Genomic DNA, 12,512 nt, shown 5'->3' with positions numbered 1-12,512 from the left:
CAAATCGATGTACCTGTGCGCATCCATGTATGTATAAATTGGTTTCAGGGGTAAAGGTAAAGAGGTTGCTCGCTAATAGTCGGTTGTCAAATGTTTATATACGATTATAAATGTTTATCATCGGTAGTTATATCGCCATGACCAATACGTTATGTCCTTTTGTCCCTCGCCGGGACAGGGGCGTTACTTTTGTAGGGCAAAAGTAACCAAAACCCCGTCGCTTATTTTTGTTGCATCCTTGTGGGGCAGTGCATAGGCAAGTCTCTACAGACGCAACAAAAATGATGCGACATTGCTGTTAAGTAAGGGCAGAAGCGATAGTGAGCGTGCTGCTGATTTTCGCGTTACTGTACATAGCGAACGATAACTGAAAAATAAAGAACACCGTATAACGGAACTTTTAGGTCTCCTTGCCTGTGCTGGCTGGCAAAGAGCATGTTTGGGGGTTTTAGAGGGCAGGGCAAGCATGGAATCATGTCGACATCGCATCCAAAGCGATGGCGGCGTTATTCCGGCTTCGGCCAAACAGGGTGCTTTGCGCAGGGCGGACCTGTGCGACGAAGCACCTCAAGGAGACAAAGGCTTTTGATCACTTTTGGCCTTCAAAAGTGATGCCCTGCCGTGGCGAGCGGCGGAAGGGTTTGAGGGGGGATAGTGACGTAGTGACAAGGTGAGATGGTGACGTAGTGATAAGGTGAGATGGTTATGTGGTGACAAAGTGAGATGGTGATGAATGGATGGTGCTATCGCAGGATTGGCCGCTATTCGGATAGCACGAGCAGCAAGCCTGCGCCAGCAACAAAAAAAGCGGATAAGCCTAAACCTATCCACTTTCTTTAAAACAACCATTACAATTTTCAGCTAGTGTCGTCGTCGTTTACCTTGCAGCAGGCGGCTCACGAGGTAGCTTACCGTAGCGCCGATGGCCGCCAGCAGCACCGTTTCGGCCATGCTGCTCCAGGTGAAGGTTGCCCACAGCGAGCAGAGGGTACCACCCAGGGTGCCCTGCTGCACGTTAGTCAGCGGCTTCATCGGCCTCCTCCTCCCCTTGCTTGGCGGCGTCCTGCGACGCCTCATTATTCGTGTCCACCAGGCTGTCCAATATGCCCAAGCCTACCGCAGCATACTTCAGGATCTTGGCTACCTTGTTTGGCAGCGCAATCGGCGCCAGCAGCACCACCTGTACTGCGTTGCGCATTTTTCTGATCAGGGCTTTTCATGGTCAATCCTCCGCGCGCTTGATCAGCAAAAACACCTCGTCGCCCCTCTGCCAAAGTCCATATACCAGTGCTTTGAGCTTGGCGAGGGCGGCCCGGCTGTTGGTGCCGGTACCCTGCCCCGTCAGCGTGGTGACGGGGGCTATGCAGCCCATGAGTTCCTTCATGGCGTTGTTGGCCGGGTGGATCAAGATCGCCTCCCGGTGCAGCACATTTGGGATTCCGATCTGCTCGCCATGCTTGGTGTATACGCGCTTCTGCAGGCGGTAGTTCGATTCGGGGATGCAGCTAAGGCGCCGGATATTGTTCCGATCGGGCAGTTCGATGGTATAGCAAATATGCTGTCCTTGGTAGCTGAGCTGCCCATTGGTTCCCTGTTCGCCGTATGTACGGTTAAGAACCAAGATATGTCTTGTTTTCATGCTGTGATCGTTAAGGTTTGGAGCCGCGGGGCTCCTGTTGGAAAATAAGGGCAGGCACAGGGCGCTGCCCTTGTGGTTAAACATCTTTTAATGTTCGGTGGCAGGCCTTACGGCCGCTGGCCCACCACCGAAAAAAGGACCTTGGCCCCCGTTTGCCGATTAGCGCACCAGGATCGTGGCGATATCGCTCCAGTCGCCCATACCGCGTGAATTAATACCCCGCACGCGTGCCTCGCAATACTGGGCTACCGGCAGCGGCGCAATGATGTTGGCGCGGGAGCTGGTCGTCGTGAACCGCTCGCTCCATTCGGGGTCGCCCATCGTCCGAAACTGGTACTCGTAGAGCATCGCTTCCCGCTGTGGCGCAAAATCCAGGCGCATCTGCCCCGACTGCCGTCCATCGCTTAGGCGCACGGCCTCCACCTTGCTGGGCACATAGATCGTCGAGGAAGGCCCGTTGGTCGCGAACCCCGAGCTCAGCAAACTGGACAGGCGGCCTTGGCTTTCGCCGTTGACATAATTGCCCAGTTTCTGCAGGATTGCCTCCATCACGATCCGCTTTTCATTTTTTAGCGCCGTGTCTGAAGGCGCGCCCCTGCGGCGTGCCGCCGCCAAGCTGCTTGCGAACTCATCCGCTACCGCTTCCACCTCTTGCAGGGAGGGTGTGGGTGTTGCAAAATTTGCATTGTCTGTCATGGCACCGAGAACCGTTCTCGCCAATACCATGAGCTCATCGTCTTTCAGTCGTGTAAAGCCGACGAGCGCTTTATAAAAAATAGCCATCGTTATAGCTGTCGCTGGAAATCGTCAAATCAACCGGTCCATCTTTTCGGAGGGAGCTCCTTCCCCGAACGGAAGCATTGGCTTTCCCGCCCAGCGACAAAACAAACATAGGAAGAGGTAGAGTACCGAATGAAAAAATGATCGGATTTGATCGAAATTGATCGGATTTGATCGGATTTGATCAAAAAGGCTACAAAATGCAGGGCATCTTCATCCATCAGGTTGCCATCGGCAAGCATCAACGTGGCTTTGTCAAGCATCAGGTTCAGCGCTTCACGCCACAGCATCCCATTGATGCCCATCAGCGGCAACCATTCACCTGCTTGCGTCGACCAAACATCCATCTGGTCGGCGTCGTCAGGTGAATGCCTGAGCTAAGCAAGCATCAGGTAGACGTTGATGACCCTCAGCGCGGGAAAGTCAAGCATCAGGTTGATTCCGTCATCTGCTTGGTCAAACCAATCATCCATCTGCGGCGCATTGTACAGTGCATGCGCGGTGCAAGCAAGCATCAGGTCGCATCTGCTGGATGAAGAAAAACCTTTTTTCACCGTCAAACTCGTGTTGATGCTTGTCAAAAGCACGTCGATCAGCTACGCAAGAAAAACGGAAGGCGATGCAGCCCCGGGTTAGGGCCGCTTCAAAAAGGTGTAGGCAGCTTGAAGCTAGGCAAAGGAATAGGTTGAGGTTTAGGCCTGGTTTGGGCTGTTCCTGTACGGCGTTCACAGCTTGCCTTTGCGTCGGCTTTCGTTCATGGCCTCGATCAGGTCTTCCTCAAAATACAGGTCGACCCCAGCTATGCGTATCGGGTTCAGCAATCCTTTCTTCAGGTTGCGGCGGTAGGTGATTTCCGTCATGTTCATCATGTCGAGCACCTCCTGTTTGCTGTACAGGCGTTTTTTGCTGTGCAGCGATCTGGCATCGGCATAGTGGTCTATGATGCTGAAAAGTGCATTTCTAATTTCGCGAAGCAATAGTACTGCTTCCTGCATTTGGTTATCCATCGTGTGTGGTGTTAGCGCACAACAGCTGAACATCGACGATGGGCGAGCCAGCACACCCTGCCCTGTTGTAGGTTTATAAATAAAGGAATCGGCGCTTAGTCCAGGGGGATGAAGGCATCCCAACCTTTATGGTCCAAGGCTTTCACGCTTGCCAAAAAACGAGGTATCAATAAGGGAGACATGCCGCGGCCGATAAGCAGCGCCTTTTGTAGGCGATCCATGGCATATTGCTGCGGCATGGTGGCCATCAGGTCGGGCTGCAGCTGCATGCGCCGCCGATGCGCCACATTGGGGTACTGCACCAGCAGCATGTTGATATAGTAATTTGCCGAGATCTTGAGCATCCACGGGTGCATCTTGCCCTTCTTGATGCGCTCCAGCACCCGATCGGCGCGCAGCATCTCGCCATTGCGCAGGATCACAAAGCGCGCACCGCGGGCCGAGTACAGGAAGACGATGTCAAAAAAACGGACGGACATGTTGCGCATCAGCAGTTGCGCGCCTCCATGTTGCACCAATATATAGTATAGGGTCTGCGGGTAGCTATCGTCAAAGTTGGCGCGGTCTGTCCTGTCCAGCGCCGGCGGCGCGGCGCGCTGCTCTGCTAGGGCGGGCCGGGCCTGCTCTGCCGTTGCCCTAGAGGGGTCGATGGCCGCGTCTGGCGGATCGAGGCGGTCTGCCGGCGTGGGCAGCGGCAGCAGGCGGTGGCCACGCCGCAAGGCGCAGGCATAGAAAAACGCCAAGACCAGCATCAGGGGCAACTGCTGCAGGTAGCGCACAAAAATCGAGCGGCCGTCCTCCATCGGGAGGCAGCACAGGGCAATGATGCCGAGGTGCAGCAGTGCGCAGGGCAGCAGCGCCCACAGCAGGTATCGCCCCCATGGCCAGCGATCGTTGCGCGGGCATGCCTCCGCTTCTTTCTCGCTTGCAGCACATAGCCCATGGCAAAACGATATCCACAGCAAATACCCCATAGCGATCGCCGCCGTGCACAGCATGCCGATCCAAAAACGGAGTTGTTTCACATGGGCGCACAGATCCTGCTCGCCAGCCGCGAAGCTAACCGCCGCAGCAAATAACGTGACATAGGAAAAAAAGGTGAATGTTCGCATAATTTCTGGATTTAAGATGGTCAGCCTTGCACGATAGGTGATAATACCCAATATTCTACCCCGTTCGAATATAATAAAAAATAATTTTTAAAAACAAAATTTATCCGCAAAGCAGCTAAAAACGAGTAAAAAGCAGTTTTTTATACCAAAAAACACAAATACATGTCAATAATACAGTTATCACATAACTTTAAGGAAAAACAACCATTCTTCGTCTGTACGGATGTATAAACTGTACGAAACACGCATATCAGCCTATTTATCGCCGCATGATGTGGTTAAAAGCAGCATATTATATCTTTTTCGTCAGAAATACCCTTGTATGGTTTGGGCAGATCGCCCTTCTTTGCTCTGAAAAGAACAACACATGAAAATCGCCTCGCTTCTCTCCCACTGCCTTCGCTATGTTCCGCTCTTGCTGGGGCGCCACACCTTCCCACAGGGCAGCCTGCTGCTTCGCCAGCTGGGCCTTTTCTACCCCATGCAGCAGGCTGCCCGGCGGCACTGGCCCGGTCGGTTAGCGGAGTTTTTTAGCTGTGTGCAGGCGTATCCTGAACATCTGCGCCTTCTGCGCTTGCCAAAGGGCGGCTATGGCAATCTCTGCATAGCCCGCCCTACCGCAGCTAGCCCGCTGCTGAAGCGATGCCGAAAAAAGTTTGCCGTTTTCCGGCGCTGGGCGCCTACTGTCTTTTTCTTTACCTGCGCTTTGGCAGCCAAAGCGCAGCACTTCAGGTAGGCCCTACAGCACCGCGCAGGCTACTTGGCAACAACAATGTTTAACAAAAGTTCGCACTCATCTACAAGTGCATAAAAAGCCTATGGCAACATCAACAAAAAGCCGACTACTTGTCGGCATCTGGGCCCTTACCTTGCTATGTGGTCTATTCGTTAGCGTAAAAGCATGGAACAGCGAGGCTATGCCGACGCTTACCGAACAGTGGTTCATTTACAACAGCGACAGTCAAGATCGGGATGACGTCGAAAATCCGCAGAACTACACGCTGCTAAACGACGAACCAGTATGTGCTGGAAGCAATCAGCTCTGCTCCATCCATGCTCCTACCAATACGCAGGAAAAACCTGTGTTGGATCCTCAATTGGTCAACGAGATCATGGATGCTATCGATAACCAAACCTCGACCACTGCGATTAAGTTGAAAGACTAACGTATCGCTAAAAAAAGGAAGAGGGCCTCGGCGAGTGGCCCTCTTTCCTATCTTGGATTTTGCGCAATCCCCGAATAGCGTATAGCCTCTAGCGGAATAAGCAGCGCATAGCGCAGGCTATTGGGCTCCAATAGGTAGCGCTGCCCATTGAGCTCCCTTGTCAAACTGATGTTTGCTCCTTCCAGATTAAGGCGCCGGATATCGGCCCATCGGCGGTTTCTAAAGATCAGTTCCTTACGGCGCTCGGCCTGCACCAAGGCCAATAGCTCGGCCGCTTCGCCATTGCTGCTAGGCTGCGCGTTGGGAGCATAGCGTGCCTGCAAAAAGTCGGGTAGACGCATGCGCGCCTCTGCTAGGCGACCGGTGCGCAGTGCGGCCTCCATATGTGTCAGCAGCATCTCCGCCGTGCTTATACCGGTAAACTGCATCAGGTTAGTCTCCGTATAGCTTCCCCTAAACACCCGATGTCCATTGGCATGCAATGCAAAGAACAGCGATTTTCGATAGTCGCCCTCGCTATAGGATGCATAGAGTTCTGGATCCACAATCCCTCTTGACTGTGCCAAGAACCCACCCCCTCGATAGGTTAAATGAACCACCTCGCTATTCAGTGCTTGGAAGGGCACGGCTACCGCCGGATTAACCTGCCCATAGTCCATCAGGTCACTTTTATGCTGCAGCAGCTGTTCCGATAAGCGGAAAGCGCGCTCGTAGTCGCCAATATCAAAGGCCACCCTAGCCATCATGCCCCAAGCCGCTAGCCGTGAAGGTCGCGTCAGTGCAGCCGTGGTTATAGGCAGCAGTGCAGCAGCCTCCTCCAGATCCGCAAATACCCTATCATAGCTCTCGCTTATGCTGGCGCGCGGGAAGAACTGGTTCAGATCTGCGGAGATGCGCAGCGGCACCCCCAGTCCGCTGCCATCCGCGCCATGGCGATAAGGCATCGCATAGAGCAGCAGCAGTTCCGAAAAGGCTAGACCGCGGTAGTAGAGGGCAGCACCTCTTATTTCGTTATAGCTCTCCACATCCGGCGCAGGGCGCAGGCTCTCCAACCGTTCCAGCACCACATTGGCATAGTAAATCTCTTCATACATGCCTATCCAGTCAACGCCATCGTTTTCTGTTATTTGCCAAATGTAGCGGTTCCGTACATTCTCGATGGTCGAGGCATTCCAGGTTTGGTCTAGCGTAAAATAATTGTCGGCCATTTCTTCCCCCGCTATGGTCTGCACGCTCATCACAAATTCATTATCCAGTAAGGCGCGCAGATCGGCCGGTGTTTCGATGGTTGATAAGCCGGCATCCGGCTTCATGTCGAGGTAGTTGCTGCATGCCGCGCAAGCAAGGCTGGCCAACAGCAGGTATATTATCCGTATCATATTTTTTTTTCGATTAACGAGCGGTTGTCGATAGCCGCTCAAAGTCCTATACTTAATCCAAAAGAGGCGCTGCGCGGCAGGCCCAGTTCATTGGTAGGCGTTGCCGGATCCCAGCCTTCGCTGTTGGCGCGCCACAGGATGCCCACATTAGAGAGCAACCCAAAGAGCTCCACACTGCGCAGGCCGCGCCAGCGCCCCAATTGGTAGGTCAGCCGTATATCGTTGAGGCGAATGACATCGCCCGGCAGCACATTGGCCTCTACCCCGTTGTAGAATGAATTGCGAAAAGAATTGCTGGGATACTCAAAAGAAGGCACATGGGTGCGCTTTTCATCGCCCGGCTGTTGCCAGCGCTGCAGAAAGCTGGCATCTAGAGGTCGCCAACTACCAAAATTGTGAAAATTCTGTGTGCGCTGCCGAAAGAAATAGGCAAAGCGAAAGCCCACATTTACCGATAGCAGGAAATGGCGGTAGCGCAAATCGTTGCGCAGGGCGCCAAACCATAGTGGGACGGCCGTGCCATGCAGGCGCAGTTCCTCAATAGGCGTGTTGTTGATCATGTTGCGCCAGTCTTCGCTACGCTCACCGTTGAGAAAACCTATGGGGTCTCCCGTTTCGGGGTTGAGCCCCGCCCAGCGGTAGCTAAACACCCCAAAGGCCGGGTATCCCTCTAGTGGGGCCACATCCTGCAAGGTGCTCATCACCGGCCTCGTTTCACCCATGTATCGGGTCACCATCACCTTGCTGTAGCTCAGCAACAGGTTGCTAGACCATTGCAGGGCGCCGCGTAGGTTTTGGCTATTTAGCTGCAGGTCCATGCCCTTGCCCTCTATGTTGGCGCTATTCATGGTCAGCCTTCTAAAGCCCACAGTAGGATCTACGGGTGTGATGGCAATAAGATCTACCGACCGGCGGCGATAAAGGTCTATGGATCCGCGCAGGCGGCTGTGCAACAGGGCAAAGTCGAGCCCTAGGTTCAGCGTTTTCACCTTCTCCCAGCGCAGGGAAGGGTTGGGCGGCGTGGCCAGCGTGGCTAGGGGCATCCGGCCAAAGTCCCCCAGCTGCGTGGTATGCCGTATGGTGGTGAGTGCCGCCACCCTGCTGTTCACATTGCCGCTGTGCCCATAAGAAAGGCGCAGCTTCAACTGCGATAGCAAGTCGCTGTTCCAAAATGCCTCCTGTTGTATGTTCCAAGCGGCGCCTACTGACCATAGCGGCGCCCACTTGTTGTTAGTATCCACGCCAAAGATGTTGGACGCATCGCGGCGTGCGCTGCCGTATACATCATACCTATCGTGGTAGTTGTAGGCTACGTTGGCATAGTAGGATACGAAGCGATCGGTCAAGGACGTGCGGCTGAAGCCCGCGTTGCCCAAGCGCTGGCTCCCGCCCAAATTGTTAAAGGTGGGCAGCAGGCTAGCCATGTCTACCGGCAGGAAGCTGAGGTTGCTGGGGTTATAGCCATAGAGACGACTGGCATCCGCGCTGCTGGCCACTTGGCGCAGCTCCATGCCCAGCATGGCCGATAGCCGATGCTGCGTGGACAGCGTGCGCTCGTAGTTCAGCTGGTTGCGTAGAGCCAGCGACTGCCGTTCGCTGTTGCTGCGCTCCAAAATAGCGCCCAAGGGAATGCCATACTGTAGGCTGCCACCCTGCTCGCGGGTAAATAGGTTAACGAGGGACCGTGTGAAGTAGGTCTCTAGGCTGTTCATATTCTCCGATGTGCCGTTGTTGAAGGTAGCTTGGCCGCTTAGGCTGTAGCTCAGCCCCGGTAAAGGGCGCAGGGTAGCACCCAAATCGAGCAGCAGCTCATTGGAGGACGATCGGTTGTTGCTGTTGCGCAGCTCGTCATAGGGGCGGTAGCGCCAGTCAAGTAGTCCACGCCCCTCCAGCCCATCGAGGTAGCGGCTGCCAAAGCGATAATTTACCGGCAGGGCCTGCCCCTGCTCGTCCACGAGGTCGGCATAGGGATATATCGGCACCTGCTCATAGCCAAAAGGCGAACGCCTGTCTAGCAGGCGGCTAAACATCAGCTTGCCCTGCAGCTCTAGGCGCGTGCCCAGCTTGTGGTTGTAGGCGCTGTTCATCGTGATGCGCTGCGTGCTGTTCTCGCGCAAGAAGGGCTGCTGCCCATCATAGCCTGCCGATAGGTAGTAGCCGTTGCGCTCGCCGCCGCCGCTCATGTTCAGCGCGTAGCGCTGGTCTACCGAGGGTCGGTAAAAATAATCCATATAGTCCTGCCGTATGTCTATACCGCGCAGCACATCCAGTTGCGCCTGCAGGTCGTCCTGGGCCAGCGTTCCCTCCCGTTGTAGGCGCAGGAGCTCCACCACGGGCGACAGGGCGGGTGCGCGCGGGTTGTTGATCTGCGCATCATAGAAGCCCCGCGCAAAGAGCAGCATCTCCATATCAATATAGGCCGAACTGCCCGCCTGCCGCAGTCGGAAGAGGTTGGGCTGGGCGCCGATGCTTACATTGCCCACCAAGTTGATGCGCGGCACATCCTGTGCGCGCCCCTTCTTGGTCGTAATCACGATGACCCCATTACCAGCCCGCGCGCCCCAAATAGATGAGGCCGCGGCGTCTTTCAGTACCGAGATGCTCTCCACATCGTTGGGATTTATGGTTTCTATGGCTCCATCATAGGGGAAGTTGTCTAGCACAATCAAGGGGCGAGCCTCGCTACTGATGGTGCTGATACCGCGCACCGTGAGGTTGTTGTCCACAACGTTGGGAAAGTTATAGTTAAAGCGGCGCCTGTCAAAGGCAATGGCCGGCGTTATATCCTCTAGCCGGTTCAAAATGTTCGACACCGGCGAGCGCTCCAGCAGTTCGCGGCCAATGAGGTCTACCGAGCCCGTGAGGCGCTCCCTGCTGATCTTTTGGTAGCCCGTGTTCACCTGCACCTCCTCCAGCTGCTGCTCGCCGCGCAGCAACACCTGCAGGCGCTCGCCCAGCTTGGCATAGCTGCCTTCGTGCGGCGCATAGCCTACATGGCTAATGCGCAGCAGATAAGGACTGTCAAAGGCCGAGAGGTCTACCCTGCCGTCGGCGGCCTTCACAGCCCGTCCGTTGATGGAGAGGTTGTAGCCCAAGATCTCCTGCTGCGTGAGGCTGTCGCGCACCGTGAGCTGTAGCCCAGGCTGCGCCATGACGAGCAGCGGCAGCATAGCGAGCAGCAGCCCCAGCGCCCTGCTCACAGATTGTTTAATCCTGTTCATGTGCCCCCCTTCCCTTGATCAGCCATACCGGCAGTGTGGCGCGCTCTTCGCACAGTTGCAGCCCTGCCTTGCGCATGGCCGCCAGCAGCTGCTCGGCCGTGCAGTCGGCAAGGCTCTGCCGCTCCACAAACCACTGCTGCGCCAGCCCATCAGGGTCTAGCAGCGGCAGTGCGTTGGGCATCCTGTTGTAGGCATCAATCAGGTAAAACAGCGCAACGTAGCCCTCCTTCGGCGTGGCGCTGGCCCCTGGCGGCGCCTCCAGCCGCAGCACAGGGATCTCGCGCTGCGCCAAGCTGCAGCGCAGGCCCAGCGCCTGCTCGATGCTGATCAGCAGCCCCTGCCGCATACTGCTATCGGGCGTGTGCAGCGGCAGCTGCGCCTCGTAGCAGTAGCCATGCCGCAGCAGCCATTGCAGCTTGTCGCCCATATGGCGGTGGTAGGCCGTGGCCGCAAGGTTTAGCTCGGTATCTTCAAAGACTATGCGGTTTTTATCCACAGGTTTGCTATCCAGCGCATAGCTGAGCAGCTGCTGCAGCGACTGGTTGTAGCGGTATAGCCTTTTGCTGCCGCCCAGCGTGTCGGGCAGCAGGCCCACCACCGGCGCCGCATCGCGGCGGTATCCTGTTAGCAGGCTATAGTATAGCCTGCCCTCGCTCGCAGTGTTGGCTGCCGCCAACAAGGGACGCTGCTCAGCAAAGTCGTCTTTGTAAAGGGCAAAGCTGCTGTCGCGATCGTTCAGCAGGGCGGCTATGGCAGCCTCGTCCATGGCCTCGCTGCCACCAATGTGCTGCAACCTGTTGTGGCGTATAAACACCAAGTGCGGCAGCAGGCGATGCGGGAAGTAGCTTTTCAACAGGCTATCGTGCAGTACAAGCGGCAGGCGGCTCTGCTGCAGCAGGTCGTTGTGGGCCGCAAAGCGCTGCACCGTAGCGGCATCTTGCACCGTCACGGCCAATACCTGCAGCTGTCCTTTAAACTGTGCCTGCAGCGCCTCGGCATGGCGCATGGAGCTGATGCAGGAGCCGCAGGATGTATGCCAAAAGTCGAGCAACAGCAGCTCGCTATCGGCATAGTCGCGCAGGCTGCCCTCCCGAGGGGCCTGCCCAACCTGCAGCAGCTGCAGCGGCATATCCCAAAAGGCCTCGGGCAGGGTATCGCCCACCGCAATGGTGTGTGCCTGCGCCTCGTGCTGCGCCGCGAGTGCCAGCGGTGCCAACAGCTCAGCCAACAGCATGGCGCCCAGCAGCAGTGGCAGGATGCGCATGGTGGGCCTGGGGCCGCGGGGTTGCCGCTTCCGACAGCGGCGGCATACCAGCGCCAGCAGCCTGCGCAGGCCGACGAAGAGCGTGCACAGCAGCGCCACGCACAGGCGATGGCCCAGCGGCGGCCATGGCTGGCCCGGCGCAACGCGATAACGGGATAGATAGGGTGGCCGCCCTGCCGCTCGCGACAGCCGGCTACGCCCCGGACGGGGCATTTTTACAATCTGATGCATAATCTGGTTTTTTAAAAGGCTTTGCTTTGGGAACCGTCGTCATGGAAAGACCGAGCTACGATCTGTCGTCGTGGCAAGGCCGAAGAACGAAGCATCGTCATGCCGAGGTCGAGGTACGAGGCCGCGGCAATCTATTGCCCCCTCCCACAAACAACCCCAAACAAATCCTTATGTCTTAAAAAAAATCCGAAACGAGCATAAAAATCGGTCTTCACTAGGGTCTATAACGGTCTGTACTGCAATACTTTTCGGAAAAACAATAACAAAACCGGCCGCCCCACATATCTCGAAGAGTGGAAATGTGCTTACCCATGCTTGCCAATCAGAAAAAAAACAGCTAGATTTATAAAAGCTAAAGTATAAACCGCTTGCTCTTGTTAACCGTTGGCGCGATAATTTCCTGCCCTTCTTGGTATAAAAAGGCGACCGGTACAGACAATTTGTATACCCCGCACGCTGTAAACGCGTTTTTTGGTGTGTAGAATTTGAGCGGCCAGCATATGGGATGCCGACCCGCGCCTAGCCTGCGGGCTGTCTGTTTTATCCTTGCCCCCCTGCCCTAGGCCGGTGGGCGCTTAACGTTCTTATAGATAATGGTGTGGGAATGGCCTGCCCTGCGATCTTGGATCGGGATCGGGCATCGCTGCCTGCTGGTTGTTAATCGTCTCCTCATAATTCTTTATGGTTTATAAAGTAGAAATCTAAAGCATTTA

The 12,512-nt window shown here is 55.7% G+C and carries 13 protein-coding genes; 3 read left to right on the top strand and 10 right to left on the bottom strand.

Annotated features, from left to right (window positions below; all coding sequences use genetic code 11):
- Window positions 1-466: 466 nt before the first annotated feature.
- Window positions 467-589, top strand: coding sequence for a hypothetical protein (locus IE165_RS18590; RefSeq protein ID WP_262891187.1), 123 nt, complete (start codon window positions 467-469; stop codon window positions 587-589).
- 426 nt (window positions 590-1,015) lie between these two features.
- On the opposite strand, the gene IE165_RS18370 is transcribed toward IE165_RS18590, so the two are convergent.
- The 7 genes from IE165_RS18370 to IE165_RS18340 all read right to left on the bottom strand — a co-directional run bounded on the left by IE165_RS18370 (window position 1,016) and on the right by IE165_RS18340 (window position 4,538).
- Window positions 1,016-1,198, bottom strand: a complete 183-nt coding sequence (locus IE165_RS18370) for a hypothetical protein (RefSeq protein WP_189628122.1) — start codon at window positions 1,196-1,198, stop codon at window positions 1,016-1,018.
- A 24-nt stretch (window positions 1,199-1,222) separates the two neighbouring features.
- Window positions 1,223-1,639, bottom strand: a complete 417-nt coding sequence (locus IE165_RS18365) for a DUF5675 family protein (RefSeq protein WP_189628121.1) — start codon at window positions 1,637-1,639, stop codon at window positions 1,223-1,225.
- 159 nt (window positions 1,640-1,798) lie between these two features.
- Window positions 1,799-2,422 (bottom strand): hypothetical protein, encoded by a 624-nt coding sequence (locus tag IE165_RS18360; RefSeq protein WP_189628120.1) that lies wholly within the window; start codon window positions 2,420-2,422, stop codon window positions 1,799-1,801.
- 29 nt (window positions 2,423-2,451) lie between these two features.
- On the bottom strand, window positions 2,452-2,766 hold the full coding sequence (locus IE165_RS18355; RefSeq protein ID WP_189628119.1) for a hypothetical protein: 315 nt from the start codon (window positions 2,764-2,766) through the stop codon (window positions 2,452-2,454).
- A gap of 30 nt (window positions 2,767-2,796) precedes the next feature.
- Window positions 2,797-2,934 carry a hypothetical protein gene (locus IE165_RS18350; protein WP_189628118.1) on the bottom strand — a complete coding sequence of 46 codons (138 nt, stop codon included), beginning with the start codon at window positions 2,932-2,934 and terminating at the stop codon, window positions 2,797-2,799.
- Between the two features lie 210 nt (window positions 2,935-3,144).
- The gene (locus IE165_RS18345; RefSeq protein ID WP_189628117.1) at window positions 3,145-3,426 is read right to left on the bottom strand and encodes a hypothetical protein; all 282 of its coding nucleotides are present in this window, start codon (window positions 3,424-3,426) and stop codon (window positions 3,145-3,147) included.
- A gap of 95 nt (window positions 3,427-3,521) precedes the next feature.
- Entirely contained in the window at window positions 3,522-4,538 is a 1,017-nt protein-coding gene (locus tag IE165_RS18340) for a hypothetical protein (protein WP_189628116.1), read from the bottom strand.
- 367 nt (window positions 4,539-4,905) lie between these two features.
- On the opposite strand from IE165_RS18340, the gene IE165_RS18335 reads away from it, so the two are divergent.
- Both IE165_RS18335 and IE165_RS18330 read left to right on the top strand, forming a co-directional pair.
- Window positions 4,906-5,274, top strand: a complete 369-nt coding sequence (locus IE165_RS18335) for a hypothetical protein (RefSeq protein ID WP_189628115.1) — start codon at window positions 4,906-4,908, stop codon at window positions 5,272-5,274.
- Between the two features lie 82 nt (window positions 5,275-5,356).
- Window positions 5,357-5,704 (top strand): hypothetical protein, encoded by a 348-nt coding sequence (locus IE165_RS18330; protein WP_189628114.1) that lies wholly within the window; start codon window positions 5,357-5,359, stop codon window positions 5,702-5,704.
- Window positions 5,705-5,751: 47 nt separating this feature from the next.
- On the opposite strand, the gene IE165_RS18325 is transcribed toward IE165_RS18330, so the two are convergent.
- Genes IE165_RS18325 through IE165_RS18315 form a run of 3 tightly spaced genes read right to left on the bottom strand, consistent with a single transcriptional unit; the run spans window position 5,752 to window position 11,799 of the window.
- Window positions 5,752-7,083, bottom strand: a complete 1,332-nt coding sequence (locus tag IE165_RS18325) for a RagB/SusD family nutrient uptake outer membrane protein (protein WP_189628113.1) — start codon at window positions 7,081-7,083, stop codon at window positions 5,752-5,754.
- 38 nt (window positions 7,084-7,121) lie between these two features.
- Window positions 7,122-10,235, bottom strand: a complete 3,114-nt coding sequence (locus tag IE165_RS18320; protein WP_229826648.1) for a SusC/RagA family TonB-linked outer membrane protein — start codon at window positions 10,233-10,235, stop codon at window positions 7,122-7,124.
- 55 nt (window positions 10,236-10,290) lie between these two features.
- A complete protein-coding gene (locus IE165_RS18315) occupies window positions 10,291-11,799 on the bottom strand; it encodes a TlpA family protein disulfide reductase (RefSeq protein WP_189628111.1) in 1,509 nt (502 codons plus the stop codon).
- Window positions 11,800-12,512 lie beyond the last annotated feature (713 nt).

The sequence above is a fragment of the Sphingobacterium griseoflavum genome (genome assembly GCF_014653155.1).
Lineage (GTDB): Bacteria > Bacteroidota > Bacteroidia > Sphingobacteriales > Sphingobacteriaceae > Sphingobacterium > Sphingobacterium griseoflavum.
The sequence above is the reverse complement of the archived record's forward strand: the minus strand, read 5'-3'. Positions and strand labels throughout refer to the sequence as shown.